General features: G+C 70.6%; 19 protein-coding genes and 1 riboswitch. Of the genes, 5 read left to right on the forward strand and 14 right to left on the reverse strand.

Annotated features, from left to right (window positions below):
• Positions 1-34: 34 nt before the first annotated feature.
• Entirely contained in the window at positions 35-679 is a 645-nt protein-coding gene (locus AB5J87_RS35060; protein ID WP_369382783.1) for a hypothetical protein, read from the reverse strand.
• A gap of 101 nt (positions 680-780) precedes the next feature.
• Complete coding sequence (locus tag AB5J87_RS35065; RefSeq protein ID WP_369382784.1) at positions 781-2,184, reverse strand: short-chain fatty acyl-CoA regulator family protein; 1,404 nt, start codon at positions 2,182-2,184, stop codon at positions 781-783.
• 375 nt (positions 2,185-2,559) lie between these two features.
• Between AB5J87_RS35065 and aceA the strand changes: the two genes are divergently transcribed.
• The 3 genes from aceA (at position 2,560) to AB5J87_RS35080 (ending at position 6,397) form a co-directional block, all read left to right on the forward strand.
• A complete protein-coding gene (gene aceA / locus AB5J87_RS35070; RefSeq protein WP_369382785.1) occupies positions 2,560-3,846 on the forward strand; it encodes an isocitrate lyase in 1,287 nt (428 codons plus the stop codon).
• 89 nt (positions 3,847-3,935) lie between these two features.
• Positions 3,936-5,528 carry a malate synthase A gene (aceB, locus tag AB5J87_RS35075; protein ID WP_369382786.1) on the forward strand — a complete coding sequence of 531 codons (1,593 nt, stop codon included), beginning with the start codon at positions 3,936-3,938 and terminating at the stop codon, positions 5,526-5,528.
• Entirely contained in the window at positions 5,525-6,397 is an 873-nt protein-coding gene (locus tag AB5J87_RS35080) for a 3-hydroxybutyryl-CoA dehydrogenase (protein ID WP_369382787.1), read from the forward strand. Before aceB ends, AB5J87_RS35080 begins: the two co-directional genes overlap by 4 nt.
• Before the next feature lie 60 nt (positions 6,398-6,457).
• Here AB5J87_RS35080 and AB5J87_RS35085 read toward each other — a convergent pair whose 3' ends face one another.
• From AB5J87_RS35085 to AB5J87_RS35125, 9 genes are all read right to left on the reverse strand, one after another.
• Positions 6,458-7,300 (reverse strand): DUF6415 family natural product biosynthesis protein, encoded by an 843-nt coding sequence (locus AB5J87_RS35085; protein WP_369382788.1) that lies wholly within the window; start codon positions 7,298-7,300, stop codon positions 6,458-6,460.
• Positions 7,297-7,716, reverse strand: coding sequence for a recombinase family protein (locus AB5J87_RS35090; protein WP_369382789.1), 420 nt, complete (start codon positions 7,714-7,716; stop codon positions 7,297-7,299). The genes AB5J87_RS35085 and AB5J87_RS35090 overlap by 4 nt, the downstream gene beginning before the upstream one ends.
• Before the next feature lie 91 nt (positions 7,717-7,807).
• Entirely contained in the window at positions 7,808-8,992 is a 1,185-nt protein-coding gene (locus AB5J87_RS35095) for a helix-turn-helix domain-containing protein (protein WP_369382790.1), read from the reverse strand.
• 145 nt (positions 8,993-9,137) lie between these two features.
• A complete protein-coding gene (locus tag AB5J87_RS35100) occupies positions 9,138-9,914 on the reverse strand; it encodes an enoyl-CoA hydratase (RefSeq protein ID WP_369382791.1) in 777 nt (258 codons plus the stop codon).
• Positions 9,911-10,813: a 3-hydroxyisobutyrate dehydrogenase gene (mmsB, locus tag AB5J87_RS35105; RefSeq protein ID WP_369382792.1), complete on the reverse strand. Its 903-nt coding sequence runs from the start codon at positions 10,811-10,813 to the stop codon at positions 9,911-9,913. Before mmsB ends, AB5J87_RS35100 begins: the two co-directional genes overlap by 4 nt.
• Positions 10,810-11,895, reverse strand: a complete 1,086-nt coding sequence (locus AB5J87_RS35110; RefSeq protein ID WP_369382793.1) for an enoyl-CoA hydratase/isomerase family protein — start codon at positions 11,893-11,895, stop codon at positions 10,810-10,812. Before AB5J87_RS35110 ends, mmsB begins: the two co-directional genes overlap by 4 nt.
• On the reverse strand, positions 11,892-13,037 hold the full coding sequence (locus AB5J87_RS35115) for an acyl-CoA dehydrogenase family protein (RefSeq protein ID WP_369382794.1): 1,146 nt from the start codon (positions 13,035-13,037) through the stop codon (positions 11,892-11,894). The genes AB5J87_RS35110 and AB5J87_RS35115 overlap by 4 nt, the downstream gene beginning before the upstream one ends.
• Before the next feature lie 5 nt (positions 13,038-13,042).
• Entirely contained in the window at positions 13,043-14,542 is a 1,500-nt protein-coding gene (locus AB5J87_RS35120; RefSeq protein ID WP_369382795.1) for a CoA-acylating methylmalonate-semialdehyde dehydrogenase, read from the reverse strand.
• A gap of 191 nt (positions 14,543-14,733) precedes the next feature.
• Positions 14,734-14,905, reverse strand: a riboswitch (cobalamin riboswitch).
• Positions 14,906-15,088: 183 nt separating this feature from the next.
• On the reverse strand, positions 15,089-15,838 hold the full coding sequence (locus AB5J87_RS35125; RefSeq protein ID WP_369382796.1) for an SDR family NAD(P)-dependent oxidoreductase: 750 nt from the start codon (positions 15,836-15,838) through the stop codon (positions 15,089-15,091).
• A 93-nt stretch (positions 15,839-15,931) separates the two neighbouring features.
• Between AB5J87_RS35125 and AB5J87_RS35130 the strand changes: the two genes are divergently transcribed.
• Entirely contained in the window at positions 15,932-16,324 is a 393-nt protein-coding gene (locus AB5J87_RS35130) for a winged helix-turn-helix transcriptional regulator (RefSeq protein WP_369383754.1), read from the forward strand.
• Positions 16,325-16,426: 102 nt separating this feature from the next.
• Here the strand turns inward: AB5J87_RS35130 and AB5J87_RS35135 are convergent, their stop codons facing one another.
• Positions 16,427-16,648 carry a helix-turn-helix domain-containing protein gene (locus tag AB5J87_RS35135; protein WP_369382797.1) on the reverse strand — a complete coding sequence of 74 codons (222 nt, stop codon included), beginning with the start codon at positions 16,646-16,648 and terminating at the stop codon, positions 16,427-16,429.
• On the reverse strand, positions 16,648-17,139 hold the full coding sequence (locus AB5J87_RS35140) for a DUF2975 domain-containing protein (protein ID WP_369382798.1): 492 nt from the start codon (positions 17,137-17,139) through the stop codon (positions 16,648-16,650). Before AB5J87_RS35140 ends, AB5J87_RS35135 begins: the two co-directional genes overlap by 1 nt.
• Positions 17,140-17,563: 424 nt before the next feature.
• On the opposite strand from AB5J87_RS35140, the gene AB5J87_RS35145 reads away from it, so the two are divergent.
• On the forward strand, positions 17,564-18,739 hold the full coding sequence (locus AB5J87_RS35145; protein ID WP_369382799.1) for a hypothetical protein: 1,176 nt from the start codon (positions 17,564-17,566) through the stop codon (positions 18,737-18,739).
• A gap of 164 nt (positions 18,740-18,903) precedes the next feature.
• Here the strand turns inward: AB5J87_RS35145 and AB5J87_RS35150 are convergent, their stop codons facing one another.
• Positions 18,904-19,476, reverse strand: coding sequence for a dihydrofolate reductase family protein (locus AB5J87_RS35150; protein ID WP_369382800.1), 573 nt, complete (start codon positions 19,474-19,476; stop codon positions 18,904-18,906).
• Positions 19,477-19,540: the final 64 nt, after the last annotated feature.

A 19,540-nucleotide genomic window follows, 5' to 3' on the forward strand; every position in this document is an offset into this window, starting at 1 on the left:
GGGCGGGCGCCCCCGAAGAAGGGCGGCAGCTCGGTCAGTGCGGGGTGGCCAACTGGGCGCGTTCCAGGGCGCGGAGCGCGGCCTCCCGGTCCGCTGGCGTGCACTCGTCGTCCGCGTCGAGCAGTGCCGCGATGTCGGACGTGGTGAGGCGGTAGGTCTCGGCGGCGGTCAGCGATTCCTCCGCCTGCTCGCGGGGCATGCGTTCGCAGTCCTTCACCAGGCCCAGCGCCTCCTCGCGCTCGGCGAAGCGAGTCATGCCGCAGTCGAGGCCGTCGTCGTCGAGAGCTGCGGGGTACGGGGCGCGGGCCCAGGCGCCGTCCTCGTACCAGTACACGCAGCCCAGCTCGTACCCTTCCAGCAGGTCGCGCAGCCGCTCGAACGGAAGCCAGTGGGGTGCCCGCGCCAGCATGTCGATCGTCGGCCTGTGCCATTTGACGCCGCTCGACTCGTCCTCGCCGTACAGCACATAGCGGCCCTGCCCCATCGGCGCGAGGGTCCACCAGGTGCAGCCGCAGTCGTCGAGGTGCAGTCCCCGCTCGTCGATCCAGGTGCCGGTGCGGTGGACGCCGTGCGTCTCGGCATCGGCGGTGGCCTCCAAGACGGCGACCAAGGCCCAGCGCGCCCACAGCAGTTCGGCCGCCGGCAGGTTCTCGGGCTTCCCCGGCCTCTCGATCGCCATGCGGTGTCGCTCCCTCGTTCCTCGTGTGATGACTCCCCGTGATCGTAGGACAGCCGTGTCCGAGGCCCGGGACTCGGGGGCTGGTCGGCTCGGGACGGTCCTCAATTCCGGTCCGGTGACACCGGATAGGGGATGAACGTGCTGCTGTTCTCGTCCACGGCGAGGGTCCGGCCGAGTGGCGGGACGGCGCGCTGGGGGCAGTCGAGGCGTTCGCAGAGGCGGCAGCCCATGCCGATGGGGGTGGCGGCGGAGGCGTTGTCGAGGTCGAGGCCGTCGGAGTAGACGAGCCGGGGCGCGTGGCGGATCTCGCAGCCGAGGCCGATGGCGAAGGTCTTGCCGGGCTCGCCCCAGCCGCCGCGGTGCCGGGTGACGGCGCGGGCGGTCCACAAGTGGCGCTGGCCGTCGGGCATGGCGGCGACCTGGACGTGGATGCGGCCGGGCGCGGCGAACGCCTCGTAGACGTTCCAGAGCGGGCAGGTGCCGCCCGCGCGGGAGAAGTGGAAGCCGGTCGCGGACTGCCGTTTGGACATGTTCCCGGCGCGGTCGACGCGGACGAAGGAGAAGGGGACTCCGCGCAGTCTGGGGCGTTGCAGCGTGCTCAGGCGGTGGCAGACGGTCTCGTAGCCGATGCCGAAGTGGTCGGTGAGCCGCTCGATGTCGTACCGGAACTCCTCGGCGGCCGTGTGGAAGGCGCGGTAGGGGAGGATCAGCGCGGCGGCGTAGTAGTTGGCGATGCCGATGCGGGCCAGGCCGTGGGCGGGGGAGCCCGGCTCGAAGTCCTCGGCGGCCAGCCGGTCCAGCTCGGCTCCGTGCTCCAGCAGGGCCAGTTGGGTGGCCATCCGGAACGCCTGCTGGCCGGGCCGGAGCCGGCCGGACAGGTGCAGGACGCGGGTCCGCCGGTCGTAGTGGTGGAGGCGGTCGGAGCCGGGGGCGAGGCGGATCCCGTGGTGTTCGGTGAGGCGGTCCGACAGCAGGCGGACCACTTCTCCGGGGCGGATGGCGATGTCGTGGGCGAGTGTTTCGGCGGCGAGGTCGGTGTCGTGGAGGTAGTTCTGCCGCCGGTAGAAGAACTCGCGGATCTCCTCGTGGGGCGAGCGTGGCGCGCCGTGGTCCGTGTCCCGGCCGTCCGCGGTGTCGGCCAGCCGTTCCGCCAGGAGTTGGGTGCGCCGTCCCAGGTCGAGCAGGACGGCGGCGACGGCCGGCATCCGGGTGGCCAGTTCGGCCAGGTCGGAGGGGGAGACGCGGGCCTCGGCGACTTCGTTCGCGAGGGCTTCGCGCAGATCGGCCACCAGGCGGCTGGTGTCGCGTTCGGAGAAGAACCCGGGGTCGACGCCGAACGCCTCGGTCAGCCGCAGGAGGACGGGCACGGTGAGGGGGCGGGAGTCGTGCTCCATCTGGTTCAGATAGCTCGGGGAGATGCCGAGGACCCGGGCGAGCTCGGCCTGGCTCATCCTGCGGTCCTCGCGCAGCCGTCGCAGTCGCGCGCCCGCGTACGTCTTGCTCACCTGAGCTCCTTCGGCCTCGTCGGTGTTGAGCGTACGCGTGTCGCGGGTGTGGTAAACGTTCGCAACCTTGGCAATTCTCCGGCGGAAGATTCGCAGAACTTGGCACATATACCTCATTGATGGCACTGCGTGCCGCTGTCAGAGTCTGTTCTGCGACCGCCGGAGACGGCAGCCGAGACGGCCAGTGCGGGCACGGCGCACGCCCTGACGTCGGTGATCCCGACCGTCCTGGGCTCGGCTGACCTGCAGCATTGCTCAGTTCCCTCCGCAGGCTCCGGCGGTCGCCACCCGCAAAGTGCGGCACAGAGTGCCACCCATTCGTCCAGAGGGCGAACGCGTTGGCAGACGAACCGATTCATGGAGACGGTGACGGTCATGGCAGACACGAACACGACGGCGGCGGCCGAGCGGCTCGCGCGGCGCTGGGCCACCGACCCACGCTGGCAGGGCATCGAGCGCACCTACTCGGCCGAGGACGTCGTCCGGCTGTCCGGCAGCGTGCGCGAGGAGTCCACCCTGGCCCGGCGCGGGGCCGAGCGGCTGTGGCGGCAGCTGCACGAGCTCGACTACGTCCACGCGCTCGGTGCGCTGACCGGTGGTCAGGCGGTGCAGCAGGTGCGGGCCGGGCTCCAGGCCATCTACCTGTCGGGCTGGCAGGTCGCGGCGGACGCCAACCAGGCCGGTCACACCTACCCCGACCAGAGCCTCTACCCGGTCAACTCGGTGCCGCAGGTGGTGCGCCGCATCAACAACGCCCTGCTGCGCGCCGACCAGATCGCCACCGCCGAGGGCGCGGGGGACACCACCGACTGGCTGGCGCCGATCGTGGCCGACGCCGAGGCCGGGTTCGGCGGCCCGCTGAACGCCTTCGAGCTCACCAAGGCGATGATCGCGGCGGGCGCGTCCGGTATCCACTACGAGGACCAGCTGGCCTCGGAGAAGAAGTGCGGCCACCTCGGCGGCAAGGTCCTCGTCCCCACCTCCCAGCACATCCGCACCCTCAACGCGGCCCGGCTGGCCGCCGACATCGCCGATGTGCCCACCCTGATCATCGCCCGCACCGACGCGCTCGCCGCCAACCTGCTGACCAGTGACGTGGACGAGCGCGACGCCGAGTTCACCACCGGCGAGCGCACCGCGGAGGGCTTCCACCGCGTCCGCAACGGCATGGCGCCGGTCATCGCCCGTGGTCTGGCCTACGCCCCGTACGCGGATCTGATCTGGGTCGAGACCGGCACCCCCGACCTGGCCCAGGCCCGCGAGTTCGCCGAGGCCGTCCACGCGCGGTACCCGGACCAGATGCTTGCCTACAACTGCTCGCCCTCCTTCAACTGGAAGGCCGCCCTGGACGACGACCAGATCGCCAAGTTCCAGCGGGAGCTGGGCGCGATGGGCTATCGCTTCCAGTTCATCACCCTGGCCGGCTTCCACTCGCTCAACCACGGCATGTTCGACCTCGCCCGCGGTTACGCCGAGCACGGCATGACCGCCTATGTCGACCTCCAGGAGCGCGAGTTCGCCGCCCAGGCGCACGGCTTCACCGCGGTCAGGCACCAGCGCGAGGTCGGCACCGGTTACTTCGACCTCGTCTCCACCGCCGTCAACCCGGCCTCCTCCACCACGGCGCTCAACGGATCCACCGAGGAGGAGCAGTTCCACTGATCACGCCCGATCGGCCTCTCGGCCGCCCGCGACGGGCCGGGCCGGACGTCCGTTTCCGTCCGGCCCGGCCCCATCCGTCAGGAGACCGTATGACCACCACCGTCACCACCCACCGGGCCCGGGTCCTCGCGGCGCCGGGGGACCGCCACGACGAGATCCTCACGCCGGAGGCGCTCGACTTCATCGGCCGCCTGGCCGGCGCGTTCGGCGACCGCCGCCAGGACCTGCTCAGGGAACGGCGCCGACAGGCCCTGCGGCTGGCCACCGGCTCCCCGCTGGACTTCCCGATCGCCACCGCCGCGATACGCGCGGACCCCGACTGGCGGGTGGCGGCACCGGCCCCGGGGCTGGAGGACCGAACCGTGGAGATCACCGGCCCGCCCGAGCGGCGGATGGCGGTCAACGCCCTGAACTCCGGTGCGAAGGTGTGGATGGCGGACTTCGAGGACGCCACCGCACCCACCTGGACCAATGTCATCGGCGGCCAGCTGACCCTGCTCGACGCCGTCGAGCGGCGGATCGACTTCACGACGCCCGAAGGCAAGGAGTACCGCCTCGGCTTACAGCTCCCCGCCATCGTCGTCCGGCCCCGGGGCTGGCACCTGCTGGAAGAGCACCTGGAGTGCGACGGGCAGCCCGTCCCCGCGTCCCTGGTCGACTTCGGCCTGTACTTCTTCCACTGCGCCCAGCGGCAGATCGACGCCGGGTACGGCCCGTACTTCTACCTCCCCAAACTGGAGAACCGCTATGAGGCCCGACTGTGGAACGACGTCTTCGTCCTCGCCCAGGACCTCCTGGGCATCCCGCGCGGCACGGTCCGCGCCACCGTCCTGATCGAGACGATCACGGCCGCGTTCGAGATGGAGGAGATCCTCCACGAGCTGCGCGAGCACAGCGCCGGTCTCAACGCGGGCCGCTGGGACTACCTGTTCAGCCTGATCAAGACCTTCGGACACCGCCCCGACTTCCTGCTGTCCGACCGCGCCCAGGTCACCATGACGGCCCCCTTCCTGCGGGCCTACACCGAACTCCTGGTCCGCACCTGCCACAAGCGCGGCGCCCACGCCATCGGCGGCATGTCCGCCCACGTCCCCGCCAAGGACCCGGAGGCGAACGACGCGGCCCTGGCGAAGATGCGCCTGGACAAGGAGCGCGAGGCCGAGGACGGCTTCGACGGCTCCTGGGTCGCCCACCCCGGCCTGGTGCCCGTGTGCCAGGAGGTCTTCGACCACGTCCTGGGCGGACGGCCGCACCAGCTCGACCGCACCCGGGCGGACGTCCGGGTCGGGGCCCGGGACCTGCTCTCCGTGCGGCGGATCAGCGGGCCGCCCACCGAGCAGGGGGTGCGGACCAACATCGCCGTCGCCCTGCGCTATTTCGACGCCTGGCTGCGCGGCCAGGGTGCCGTGGCGCTGTACGGGCTGATGGAGGACGCCGCCACGGCGGAGATCGCCCGGGTCCAGATCTGGCAGTGGCTGCGGCACCGGGTCATCGACCGTGACACCGTGCTGCGCATCCTGGACGAGGAACTCGCCGATCTCGGAGCCGAACACCCCTGGGCGGCCGTCGACGACGTGCGGGAGCTGTTCGAGCGCACCGCCCTCACCGGGGAGCTCCCGCTCTTCTTCACCCCCGACGCCTACACCCGCCACCTCGTGCGCATCCCGGAGGCACGGTCATGAGCACGAACCTGCGCAGGGTCGGGATCGTGGGGGGCGGGCAGATGGGCGCCGGCATCGCGGAGGTCTGCGCCCGGGCCGGGCTCGACACGGTCGTCTGCGAGGCCGATGCCCTGGCCGCCATGGCGGCGCGCGAGCGGGTCGCGCTCTCTCTCGAACGTGCCGTTCAACGCGGCAAGTCGGACCGGATCACCGCTGAGGACGCCCTCGCCCGGCTGGTGTTCACCGGCAGCCTCGACGACCTGGCCGACCGGCAGCTCGTCATCGAAGCGGTGACCGAGAACGCGGACGTCAAGACCGAGACCTTCGCCGCGCTGGACAAGATCGTCGCTGATCCGGAGGCGGTCCTCGCCACCAACACCTCCTCCCTGCCCGTGATGCGCCTGGGCATGGCCACGGACCGGGCCGACCGGGTCGTGGGCCTGCACTTCTTCAACCCGGTTCCCGTCCTGCGGCTGGTGGAGGTCGTCCCCTCACTCCACACCTCCCAGGCCACCCTCACAGCGGTGGAGTCGTTCGCCCGGGACGTCCTGGGCAAGACGGTGATCCGCTCGCAGGACCGGGCCGGGTTCGTCGTCAACGCCCTCCTCGTCCCCTACCTCCTCTCGGCGGTGCGGATGGCGGAGTCCGGCTTCGCCACCGCGGCGGACGTCGACGCCGGTATGGAGCTCGGCTGTGCCCACCCGATGGGACCGCTGAAGCTCGCGGACCTCATCGGCCTCGACACTGTCGCGGCCATCGCGGAGTCGCTCTACGACGAGTTCAAGGAACCCCTCTACGCACCGCCCCCGCTGCTGCTGCGCATGGTGGAGGCCGGGCTGCTGGGCCGTAAGACCGGCCGGGGGTTCCATGTGTATGAGCGGGTCTGCTGAGAGGCGCCGCCGACCGCTCCCGGCCGCCTGGAGAGCATGGCCGGGTGGCGGGGCGGGCAGTCATCGGGCTGCGGTTGGTGCGTCGAGGGCGCGCAGCAGGTCCACTGTGTCGACGCAGCATCTGGCGAGGCGTTGTGCGTGCGCGTACTGCGTCGAGAGGTTCTCCGACTCGCTGTCGAGGCCGAGTTGGCGGTGGGCTTCGGTGACGCCGAGGAGGAGGCGGCTGCGCGACGGGTCGTCCGGGGACAGGCGCGCCTCGATGTTCTGGAGGGCGGGCAGCAGCACCATCAGATACCCGCGGCAGTGCAGTGTCCGCACTGCCGCGTCGTCCAGCGACAGGGTGTCGGCCCGGGCCGGGGTCCCGTCGAGGAGGCGCCCGCACTCGTGCGCGATCCTGTCCAGGTCGGGCCGGACCGGAACGGCGACGCCCCTGGGCTCGGCGGCTCGCCTGCGGCCGAGCCGGATCACGCCGTCGACCCCGGCCGGGACGCAGTAGTCCTCCCGGCGCCGGGGCGGGCAGATCCAGTACGCGCCCGGCCGGGCGGTGCGGTGCAGGGCCGGGACGCCGAGCCAGGTGGTCTCGGGGGTGAGCAGCTGTGCATCTGGGGTGTCGTGGTGGGCACAGGTGCCGAGGGGGACGAGGGCGTAGTACCAGACGCCCGCGTCGTAGGCGTCGTGGATGACGGGCCCGTCCGCCATGTGGTTGAGGTACGCGGCGACCGTGTCCGAGTCGCCGCTCTGTGCGGCAGCGTGGACGATGGCGGCGGAGATGCGGACGGTGTCGAAGGCCCGGCCGGTCGGCAGCATCGCCAGGCCGCCGATCATCCACTCCCCGCGGGCCGCCGGGGGTGCTGGGTGCGCGGACGCGAGCCAGTCGGTGATGGCCGTGGTCTGGTCCGTCATGAGCCCGCCTCAGCCGCCTCGACGTAACGGACCGCCACACCAAGGTCGTCGAGCCATGCGGCGAGTGCCGCCCGTTCTGTCGGTGTGGTGGCGCTCATGTGGACGGCGGCCGGCGTGATGATCTCGGCGATACGGCCCTCCTCGGCGAGGCGGCTGACGCGCATGAGCGCGGGGCGCTGGGATCGTGGCGGCCCCGACGAGCCGACGTCGTACAGCGCGGCGGTGATGGTCATCCCCCGTGCTGTGGCGTAGGCGCGTAGCGCACGCATGGCGCTCTGGGGGTCTTGGCCGTCCGGGGCGTTGACATACAGGGCGACGATCGTCGGCGTCTCGGCGAGGCCGGTCGATGCGTCGGCGAGGGCCTGCCGCCGGGCGGTGCCCTCAGCGGTGTGGCGCGTGACCATGGTGGACTCCATGTCATCGGGGTCTGTGACGACAGGCTCCACCCACGCCAAGGCCCCGACTATCACGACATGTTGATAGTCGGGGCCACGGATTGGCGCTCAGTTATACGCCCAGCCAGGAGCCGTACGACAGGAACGAGTCCGGCAGCTGACGCTTCGCTGCCTCAAGCCCCGCGTACGTCTCCCGGACCGTGAGGTGGTAGCGGGCCTGTTGCGGTGCCACCTTCCGCGCCCGCACTAGATTCCGAAACGACTCGCTGAGGTCACCCGTCCACATCTGGGCCCGCGCGACCTCGGCGTAGTGGTGGCTCCGCCGGGATGCCGGCCAGTCCGCAGGAATAACCAGTCCCCGCGCCGCCTGTGCTGCCTCCCCGTACTCGTCCAGCTCGGCGAGCACCGAGACCCGGTGGACACTGACATTCGTCGGTCCGAACGACAGCCAGTGCACATCGACGGCCTCGCCCGTGGACTCGGCGAACCTCTTCGCCTCGTCAAGGTGCCCGGTTGCCCGCGCTCCTTCCTTCGAGCGCCCAGCCATGACGGCAGCGCCGAGATGCAACTGGCCTGTCAACACATCGCGTTCCCGGCCGGCGTCGGCCTGTTCCAGCGTGCGCAAGCCGAGGTCGACGAGCCGTGCCCCGGTGCGGTACTGACCGGCGCGCAGGTAGGTGAGCGCGCGCATGTAGCGGTACATGCCGCCAACGACCGCGTCTGATCCGCGTTCGGCTGCCCAGTCCATGCGCGCGAGCGCGATCGTCGCCAGGTCATGGAAACCGAGCTTCGAGGCCACGTCGTACGCGGTGCGGTACGTGTTGGCGAGGAGCAACCAGGAGTTCCGGCTCGGTGCGGTGTGTGCGGCCGTCGTTGCCTCCTGGATAAGTCCGGGAACCTGGCTTGCGACCTGCTTGATCTCGCCCGCTCGCACCGCAACAAGGAGTGCCTCGGCATCGTCAGCCAGGAGCCGGTGTGCGCGGGGCCTGATGTCCGGATCGACTCCGAGGTCGTAGACGTCGAGGGCCTCGCGGATCGGCCTTATCAGCACGTCCAGTTCGTCGGCGCGAAGCTCGGTCATGTACGGCTGGCCGGTTACGGTGGCGACCTCGACGCCGAGGGCGCGGGCGACGGCCCCGGCAACGTACGGCGAAGCCGGGATGACACCCTGTTCCGTCTTGGTCAGGGTGCTGTACGGGATGAGGGAGAGGTCCGCCAGGGCCCTCTGGGTGAGGTGGCGCTCCTGGCGTAGACGTTTGATTCGCGCGCCGGTGTGGTCATGGGGTAGAGCGTGCATACTGGCTCCGTTCTGACTCGACACCAGAACGGTACCTGCGGTCGGCTCCGTGGGTACACGAACAGCCCCGTCCCTGTTTCCGGGGGCGGGGCTCTCGTGCTTCGTAGGCCCGGCGGGCCCGCCGCCATGCACGCCGACGGTCAGGTCAGCCGTGCGTGAAGTGCGGCGGGCGTTTGTCGACGAAGGCGGACATGCCCTCTTTCTGGTCGGCGGTGGCGAACACCGCGTGGAACAGGCGGCGTTCGAAGCGGACGCCCTCGGTGAGGGTGGTTTCGAAGGCGCGGTTGACGGCCTCCTTGGCCATCATCGCGACCGGCTTGGACATCTCCGCGACGGTCGTCGCGACGGCGAGGGCCTCGGCGAGCAGCTCGTCGGCGGGGACGATCCGCGAGACCAGCCCTGCGCGTTCGGCCTCGGCGGCGTCCATGGTGCGGCCGGTGAGACACAGCTCCATGGCCTTGGCCTTGCCGACGGCACGGGTCAGGCGCTGGGAGCCGCCGATGCCGGGGATGACACCCAGTTTGATCTCGGGCTGGCCGAACTTGGCGGTGTCGGCGGCCAGGAGGATGTCGCAGAGCATGGCGAGTTCACAGCCCCCGCCGAGGGCGTATCCGGCGACGGCGGCCAGGGTGGGGGTGCGGAGCTGGCCGAGGCGGTCCCAGGCGGTGAACCAGTCGGAGAGGTACATGTCCATGTAGCTCTGCGGGCGCATCTCCTTGATGTCCGCGCCGGCCGCGAAGGCTTTCGCGGAGCCGGTGAGGACGATGCAGCCCACGTCCGGGTCCCGGTCGAGCTCCTCGGTGAGGGCTACGACCTCGGTCATGACCTTCAGGTTCAGGGCGTTGAGGGCCTCGGGACGGTCGAGGGTGAGGAGGGCCACCCGCCCCTTGCGCTCCAGCAGGACGGTTTCGTAGGTGGTCATGCGGTGGTTCCGTTCTCAGGTCGCAGGGTGCGGACGATGGCCGAGAAGTCGAGGTCGGCGCCCTCGGCCGCGGCGAACGCCGCGTACATTTCGGCGGCCTTGAGGCCCAGGGGCGCCTGGAGGTCGCCCGCCCGCAGGGCGTTGGCGGCGAGGCCGAGGTCCTTGGCCATCAAGGGGGCGGCGAAGCCGGGGCGGTAGTCGCGGTTGGCGGGGCTGGCCGGGACCGGGCCGGGCACGGGGCAGTTGACGGTGAGGGCCCAGCACTGCCCGGAGGCGGTGGAGGCGACGTCATAGAGGGCCTGGTGGTCGAGGCCCAGGCTCTCGGCGAGGACGAAGGCTTCGCTGACGCCGATCATCGAGACGGCCAGGATCATGTTGTTGCAGATCTTCGCGGCCTGTCCGGCACCGGCCGCGCCGCAGTGCACGGCCTTCTTGCCCATGGCGGCGAGCAGCGGCTCGGCGGCGGCGAACTCGGCGTCGTCGCCGCCCGCCATGAAGGTGAGCGTGCCCGCCTCCGCGCCCACCACCCCGCCGGACACGGGGGCGTCCAGCCCCCGGTGACCGGCCGCGACGACGGCCTCGTGCGCGGCCCGGGCGTCGGCGACGTCGATGGTGGAGCAGTCCACGAACAGCGTGCCCGGCCGGGCGGCGGCCAGCAGGCCCTGGTCGCGGTAGAGGGAGAGGACGTGGTGGCCCGCGGGGAGCATGGTGATCACCACGTCGGCGCGGGCCGCGGCCTCCGCCGCAGAGGCCGCGGGTTCGACCCCGGTCGCGGCGGCGGAGGCCAGCAGGGCGGGGACGAGGTCGAAGCCGAGGACGCGGTGTCCGGCCTCGACGAGGCGGGCGGCCATCGGGCCGCCCATGTGGCCGAGGCCGATGAACGCGACGGTGGTGCTCACCAGACGACCTCCTGGGACGGGGCGATCGCGTCGAGGCGGAGCTCGCGCGTGCCGGGCGGGGCGAAGTAGCGGTCCACGTGTGCGGGGGTGACGTGCGCCAGCGTGGCTGGTGACCAGTGCGGGTCGCGGTCCTTGTCGATGACCTGGGCGCGGATGCCCTCCACCAGGTCGGCGGAGGCGAGCGCCGCGCAGGAGACGCGGTACTCCTGCTCCAGCACCCGCTCCAGCGGTCCCAGGTGGCGGGCCCGGCGGAGCGCGGCCAGGGTGACCTTGACGGCCGTGGGGGACTTGGACAGCAGGGTGTCGGCGGCCTCCTTGGCGGCGGGCACGCCCGAGGCCCGCAGCCGTTCGATGATCTCCTCGGCGGTGTCGGCGGCGTAGCAGTGGTCGATCCAGTCGCGGGCGGCGTCGAGCGTGCCGGGCGGTGGCTGCGTCACGTACCGCTCCAGGACGTCGTGCACCGGTGAGGTGCTCAAATCCTTTACGAGAGGCGGCAGTTGCGAGGACGGTACGAAATGGTCGGCGAGCCCGCACAGCAGCGCGTCGGCGGCGCCCACGGGAGCCCCGGTCAACGCGAGGTGGGTGCCGAGTTCTCCGGGGGCCAGGGCGAGGAGATACGTACCGCCGACGTCGGGGACGAAGCCGATCCCGGTCTCGGGCATCGCGACCTTGGACCGCTCGGTGACGATGCGGACGCTGCCGTGGGCCGAGACGCCGACTCCGCCGCCCATCACGATGCCGTCCATGAGGGCGACGTACGGTTTGGGGTAGCGGGCGATGAGCGCGTTGAGCCGGTACTCGTCCCGCCAGAAGTCCGCCGAGGCGGTACCGCCCGTGCGGGCGTCCTCGTGGATCGCGCGGATGTCGCCGCCCGCGCACAGGCCCCGCTCGCCGGCGCCGTCGATGACGACCTGTGCGACGCGGGGATCGTCGGCCCAGGCCGAGAGCGCCTCATCGATCCGGAGCACCATGGGATGGGTCAGGGCGTTGAGGGCCTTGGGGCGGTTGAGGGTGATGTGGGCGGCGTGGCCCTCGGTCCGCAGCAGGACGTGGTCGTGTGCGGGATGGGGGGTGTGGTTCATCGCAGGGTCTCCGTCAGTCCGCGCGCGACGATCACGCGCATGACCTCGTTGGTGCCTTCGAGGATCTGGTGGACGCGCAGGTCGCGGACGATCTTCTCGATGCCGTACTCGCTCAAATAGCCGTAACCGCCGTGCAGTTGGAGCGCGGCGTCGGCCACCGCGTAGCCGGTGTCGGTGGCGAACCGCTTGGCCATCGCGCACAGGCGGGGAGCCAGCGGATCACCCGTGTCCAGGGCTTCGGCGGCTTGGCGGACCAGCGCCCGGGCGGCGGCCAGCTCGGTGGCCATGTCGGCCAGGCGGAACTGGAGCGCCTGGCGCTCCAGCAGTCGGCTGCCGAACGCCTCGCGGTCCGCCAGATGGGTCAGCGAGCGGTCGAGGGCGCTCTGGGCGCCGCCGAGCGAGCAGGCGGCGATGCCGAGCCGGCCGCCGTTGAGGCCGTTCATGGCGATGCGGAACCCGTCGCCCTCCGCGCCGAGCCGCCGGTCGGCGGGGACGCGGACGCCGTCGAGGACCACCTGGCGCGTCGGCTGGGCGTTCCAGCCCATCTTGCGTTCGTTGGGCCCGAAGGAGACGCCCGGGTCCTCGCGTGCGACGACGAACGCGGAGATGCCGCCCGGACCCGGTGCACCGGTGCGGGCCATGACCACATAGAGGCCGGCGGACCCGGCCCCCGAGATGAACTGCTTGACGCCGCTCAGCACGTAGTGGTCGCCCTGCCGCTCGGCGCGGGTGGACAGCGCGGCGGCGTCCGAACCCGCGCCCGGTTCGGTCAGGCAGTAGCTGCCCAGGGTGGCCGCGGAGCACAGGTGGGGCAGCCAGCGGGCGCGCTGGGCGCCGTCGCCGTAGCGGTCGATCATCCAGGCGACCATGTTGTGGATGGAGAGGTACCCGGCGATGGACGGGCAGCCCGTCGCGAGCGTCTCGAAGACGAGGACGCCGTCGCTGCGGGACAGGGCCGAACCGCCGTGCTCCTCGCGGACGTACACACCGGCGAGCCCGAGTGCGGCGGCCCGCTGGATGACGTCGATGGGGAAGTGCTTGTCCTGGTCCCAGGCGACGGCATGGGGGGCCAGCTGCTCCTGGGCGAAGTCGAGGGTGACCTCGGCCAGGGCGAGCTGGTCCTTGGTGAGGGTGGAGGTCATGGCGCTCACCCCATCGTCGGGATGGTGAAGCTCGCGCCCTCCTTGACCCCGGAGGGCCAGCGCGAGGTGACGGTCTTGGTGCGGGTGTAGAAGCGGATCGAGTCCGGTCCGTGCTGGTTGAGGTCCCCGAACCCGGACCGCTTCCAGCCGCCGAAGGTGTGGTACGCGACGGGCACCGGGATGGGGACGTTGACGCCGACCATGCCGGTGTTGACCCGGCGGGTGAACTCGCGGGCGGTGTCCCCGTCGCGGGTGAAGACGGCCACACCGTTGCCGTACGGGTGCTCGCTGGGCAGGCGCAGCGCCTCCTCGAAGTCGGCGGCCCGCACGACGGTGAGTACGGGGCCGAAGATCTCCTCGCGGTAGACGCGCATCTGCGGGGAGACGCGGTCGAAGAGGGTGGCGCCCGCGAAGTAGCCGTTCTCGTGACCGGGCAGGGTGAACCCGCGCCCGTCCACGACGAGTTCGGCGCCCTCGTTCACCCCGATGTCGACGTAGCGGTTCACCCGGTCCAGGGCGTCGCGGCTGACCAGGGGACCGAAGTCCGCCTCCGGGTCGTCGGAGCGGCCGATCTTGAGGGTGGCGATCCGGTCCTTGAGGGCGGTGACCAGGCGGTCCGCCGTCTCCTCGCCCACGGGTACGGCCACGGAGATGGCCATGCAGCGCTCGCCCGCCGAGCCGTATCCGGCGCCGATCAGTGCGTCCACGGCCTGGTCGAGGTCGGCGTCGGGCATCACGACCATGTGGTTCTTGGCGCCGCCGAAGCACTGGGCGCGCTTGCCGTGCGCGGCGGCGGTGGCGTAGATGTGCGCGGCGATCGGGGTGGAGCCGACGAAGCCGACGGCCTGGACGCGCGGGTCCTCCAGGAGCGTGTCGACGGCTTCCTTGCCGCCGTTGACGACGTTCAGCACGCCCGGCGGCAGGCCCGCCTCCAAGAACAGCTCCGCGAGGCGCAGCGGTACGGACGGATCGCGCTCGGACGGCTTGAGGATGAAGGCGTTGCCGCAGGCCAGGGCGGGGGCGGCCTTCCAGAGCGGGATCATCGCCGGGAAGTTGAACGGGGTGATGCCGGCGACCACGCCGAGCGGGCCGCGCAGCGAGTGCACGTCGATGCCGGTGCCGGCGTTGTCGGTGAACTCGCCCTTGAGCAGGTGCGGGATCCCCGCGGCGAACTCGACCACCTCCAGGCCGCGTTGCAGGTCGCCGTGGGCGTCGGCGATCGTCTTGCCGTGCTCGGCCGACAGCAGGCGGGCCAGCGCGTCGCGCTCGCCCTCGACGAGCTGGAGGAAGCGCAGCAGGACGCGGGCGCGCCGCTGGGGGTTCCACTGGCCCCAATCGGCCTGCGCTGACTCGGCGTTGGCGATCGCCGCCTCGGTGTCGGCGCGCCCGGCCAGCGGGACGCGGGCCTGGACGGCGCCGGTGTTCGGGTCGTGGACGTCGGAGAAGAGCCCGGACGTGCCGGTGGTGTGCTTTCCGCCGATGAAGTGGGTGAGTTCTCGGACCATGGATGCCTGCTCTCGTCAGGTCGGCTCCGGGGATGGCACGGCTGGCCGGCGGACGGCACCCGGATCGGGGTGCGCCGCTGCGGCGGGCCGTGAGAACTACGAGCGCGCGGACGTGGTGTGTGCGCGCTCCGCCGGATCACCAGGGTCGTGGGTACAAACCGGTGCCATGCGTGTCTGCTCCATCCTCGTGGACAACACGGAACATCCGCGGCCGGTATCCTGACTCCCGGATCACCATGTGCCGCCCGCCTTCCCGACAGACCTCGTCAGTGGCGTGTGGATGGCAGCACACTCCCCGGTCACAGTGGCGGGACCGTGCCGGATTCACACCGGCTTCCCTGCACCGCGGACCTACTTCCCCGAAGATATAGTTGGACGTCCTAGTAAGTCCAGAGCTTCCCTGACGCGCCTACAGCCGGACCACGCGCATCGTCTCCCTCCTCCCGGCGGCCACCGGCATCGTTGCGGGCCCCGGGCGCGCCGCTGACCTGGCCGGACGCGCCCCTTGGGGTCCGGGCCGCCGGCGGGCCCGTGACTGACGAAGCGTCAGCGCATGCCGCCGGAGGCGAGGATGACGTCTCCGGTGATCCAGCGGGCGTCGTCGGAAGCCAGGAAGGCGACCAGCGGGCCGTAGTCCTCCGGGGTGCCCGTGCGGCCCAGCGGAGTGTCGGCGATCGCCTGCGCTTCCTGTGCCGAGCCCGGGAATCCCATCGCCCTGCTGCCCTCGGTGTCGGAGGGGCCGGGCATGATCGCGTTGACCCGGATGCCGCGCGGGCCCAGCTCCTTGGCCGCGACGATGGTGAACGCGTTGACGGCGCTCTTGGACGCGACATACAGCGAGGCGTACGACGGGTGGGTGAGGGTGCCCGCCGTCGAGACGTTGATGATGGACGCGGCGTCGATGTCGTCCTGCGCGGCCAGGGCCTGGGTGGTGAGGATCGGGCCCAGCAGGTTCGTGTTCATCTCACGCTGGAACTCTTCCTCGGTGATGTGCGACAGCGGTGCGAACGTGACGACCGCCGCGTTGTTCACGAGCACGTCGACCGGCCCGTACTCCTCGCGCGCACGGTCGAACAGTTCGCGCACGTCGTCACCGCGGGTCACGTCCGCCCGGACCGCGATGGCCCGGCCGCCCTTGGCGGCGATGTCCGCGACGACCCGCTCGGCGCCCGCCGCGTCCTCGCGGTAGTTGACCACGACGGCCGCGCCGCTCCCCGCCAGCGCCTTGGCGATCCCCGCGCCGAGACCCTTCGACGCACCGGTGACGATCGCCGTACGCGTGTTGTTGCTGCTCACAGTGGCTCCTTGAACGTTGGTGCTGGTGAAAGTCACCGTAGGAAAGGTGCTTACTGCGGGGAAGTACGTACTTTTTTGTAACCTGATGACGTGATGGAAACTGAGCAGGTCGCGACGGCCGCCCGACTCCTGGCCCACGACACCTTCGACAACAAGTGCGTGCTCCGGCCGATCATGGATCAGACGACGAGCCGCTGGGCGACGCTGATCATCTCGGCCCTCATCGCGGGCCCGCACCGCTTCGCGCAGCTGCACCAACGAGTGGGTGGCATAAGCCAGAAGATGCTGTCGCAGAACCTCAAGGCGCTGGCCCGGGCCGGGCTCGTCGACCGCGAGGTCGCACCCACCAACCCGCCCCAGGTCACCTACACGTTGACGGAGCTCGGCGTCAGCCTGGCCGGGCCGCTGACCGAACTCATCCACTGGTTCGGCCGCCACGGAGACGAACTCCTCGCCGCCCAGGAGCAGTACGACAGCCGGCAGTAGCCGCCCCGCGCCTGACGGTCCGGGAGCCCTGGCACGTGTGCGCTGTCCGCCGAGTCCTCTGTGCCTCGCGGCAGGAGTACGGCTGCCGGTCCGTCCCGCGCGTCAGGCGTCTGCGGCGTCCTCGCCTTCCCAGCGCAGGAGGTCGCCCGGCTGGCAGTCGAGTACCTCGCAGAGCGCGGCGAGCGTCGCGAAGCGTACGGCTTTGGCGCGGCCGTTCTTCAGTACGGCGAGGTTGGCGGGGGTGATCCCTATGCGGTCCGCGAGTTCCCCCACGGACATCTTGCGTTTGGCCAGCATGACGTCGATGTCGACGGCGATCGGCATCAAATCACCGCGTCCAGCTCTGCCTGCATCTGTGCCGCCTCGCCGTCGCGTGCGACGGCTTGGGCGAGCAGCATGCGCAGGACGAGCACGAGAAGTGCGACTCCCAGGATGGCCACGCCGATCCCGCCCATGATGAGGGTGACGCCGGGGTCGTCCCGCTGGCCCGGGGCATTGACGCCCGTGACGGTGAACCACACGAGGGCAGCCGCCACGATCGATCCGATCACGCCGTCCACGTACCGGAAAGCGGCGTGGGAGAACACCGTCCCGCGCCGCACCATCGTCACCAGCCGCCATACGCAGACGAGGGCGACCTGCACCGACACCATGCCCACGATGGTGATCACCCGCAGGGCGGTCAGCGGTACCGAACCGTCCTCGGGATCGTTTCCGCTGATCAGCGTCCACATCATCATGGTCTGTACGAACGCGGTGCCCGCGAGCACCACCGCGAGCACGCCGCGCAGCGCCCGTACGGTCAGCTTTCCCATGCCACACCCTTCCATCGAATCACGATGTAAATCTATCGAGATTCGATAGGTAGGGCAAGCGGGGTGCTCCACGGGCCGGGCGCCGCCCGCGCCTCCGATCGCATGGCGGCCTTGTGGTGCTCTGCGGATGGCCGACCCTTGCAATGCCGCACAGGAAATGTTGAGGACTGGAATTCGGCGTCTTGATGGAAAAGGCAACAATAATTCGAGCGAGTAGCCGGGAATCCTGTGATCCGGCAGGGGCGGAAGTCCTTGCCGGAAGGCCATTGGTCCTCGCTCGTCCGAGGGTTTGCGAGTAACAGTTTCGTGAAGCGACATAGGGCTGCCCGTTACGTTTCCTACTTGGGAGCGCAATACCAGCCCTTTACCTTTTTTCTGTCCGAACGAACGGCGGCGCTCAGCCGCTTGAGACAGGAGAAAAACCGTGAAGGCCAGCCGCCGCACCATGTTCCGTACCGCCGCGATCGCCGCAGGTACGGTGACTGCCGTAGCCCTGCCGATGGGGGCCGCCTTCGCCGACTCCCCGGCCGCGCCGGGCTCCCACCCCACGAATTCGGTCGTCCAGCCGGAGAACCCGGACCGGCCGGAGACCACCCCGGACACCAAGCCGGAGAGCAGGCCCGAGGACAAGCCCGAGACCACCCCGGACATCAAGCCCGGTCCCGAGACGAAGCCCGAGACCAAGCCAGACGCGGAGCGCGAGCAGGACAAGCCGCAGGACCAGGTGGAGTCCAAGACGGTGAGCCTGAAGGACGGCGGTGTCGCGAAGATCAACTGGATTCTCGGCAAGCCCCGCGCCGAACTGTTCAGCCGGTTCGACAAGGCCATCGGCACGCTGGAGCGGCCGGGCTCCGCCAAGACGCTGGACTCCGGCCTGAGAGTCACCCTGCTGCACGGCGGCGACCTCAAGCAGGTCTGGACCGACACCAAGCCGGGTGGTGAGGGTGGCCGACACGACTACCAGGAGCGCACCGTCAAGCTGCGGGACGGCGGCAAGGCCATCGTCTCCAAGGCCAAGAACGGCGTCTTCGGCGCCCAGCTGTGGGACAAGCACGGCAACGTCGGCCAGGCCCTGGAGGCGAACGCGAAGCCGACGGCCACGCTCAGGTCGGGACTGAAGGTCACCCTCACCAAGTCCGGCAAGATCGTGCAGGAGTGGACCAAGAGCAGCAAGCCCAACCCGAAGCCGAAGCCCGGCAAGGACGAGTCGAAGGAGTGGACCGTCAAGCTGAAGGACGGCAACAGCGCGCTGGTCGGCAAGGGCACCGACGGCGTCTACGGCGCGAAGATATGGGACGAGAACGGCGCCGCCCTCGACGGTGTCCACGCCAAGATCCGTCCGTCGGTCACCCTCCCCAGCGGCCTGAAGGTCACCGTCACCAAGGACGGCAAGATCCTCCAGGCGTGGACCGGCAAGACGGCCAAGCCGGAGGAGGGCCGTCACACGACGATGCCCAAGGGCGGAGTCAAGGCCGGTGCCGACGGCGTCGAGTCCGGTGGCAACACCCTGCTGCTCGCCGGTGGCGGTGCCGCAGCCGCTGGGGCCGCGGGCCTCGGCTTCACCATGCTGCGCCGCCGGAAGGCTGACGACAACACCTGAGCCACGGGATCCGCGGAACGGGAGTGCCGGCGGTCGACGCCCTCACGCATGAGGGTGTCGACCGCCGGCACAAGGGTGTTTCCCGGGCTCGGCATCACCGGCCGCGCTCGGCGCCGATCGCCCATGAGTGCTGGCCGGGCGCCATGGCGAGGGCGGGAGCCGTGTCAGCGGACCACCTCGAAGACGTTCTTCTGCAGGCCGTTGGCGTAGGCGTCGTGCTCGACGAGCTTCAGCTTCTGGACGTCCTTGTCCGTGGCACTGAAGAGCCGCTTGCCGGCGCCCAGCAGGAGCGGGAAGACGAGCAGGTGGTAGCGGTCGATCAGACCGGCGTCCGACAGCGCGTGGTTCAGCGACGCGCTCCCGTGGACGATGATGGGGCCGCCCTCCGTCGCCTTCAGCGCGGCGACCTCGTCGAGCGAGCGCAGGATCGTGGTCTCGCCCCAGTTCGACACCAGGTCGTCGTCGGTGAGGGTGGCGGAGACGACGTACTTCGGCATCACCTTGTAGTCGGCGAACTCCTCCATGTCCGGCCACACCTGGCTGAACGCCTGGTAGCTGGTCCGGCCCAGCAGCATCGCGGTGGCTTCCTGCTGCTCCCGGCCCTTGATGTCGAACGCCTCGGGGAGGAACTCGGTGTGCTTGAAGGTCCAGCCGGAGTTGCGGTAGCCGGGTTCGCCGCCGGGGGCCTCCACGACGCCGTCGAGCGAGATGAACGCGGTGCTGATGAGGGTGCGCATCTGAAGGGTTCCTCGGTCTCTCGTGTCCATGTGCGGCGGCTTGAGCCGTGCGCGCTTCTCCGCG

Source organism: Streptomyces sp. cg36, assembly GCF_041080675.1.
Lineage (GTDB): Bacteria > Actinomycetota > Actinomycetes > Streptomycetales > Streptomycetaceae > Streptomyces.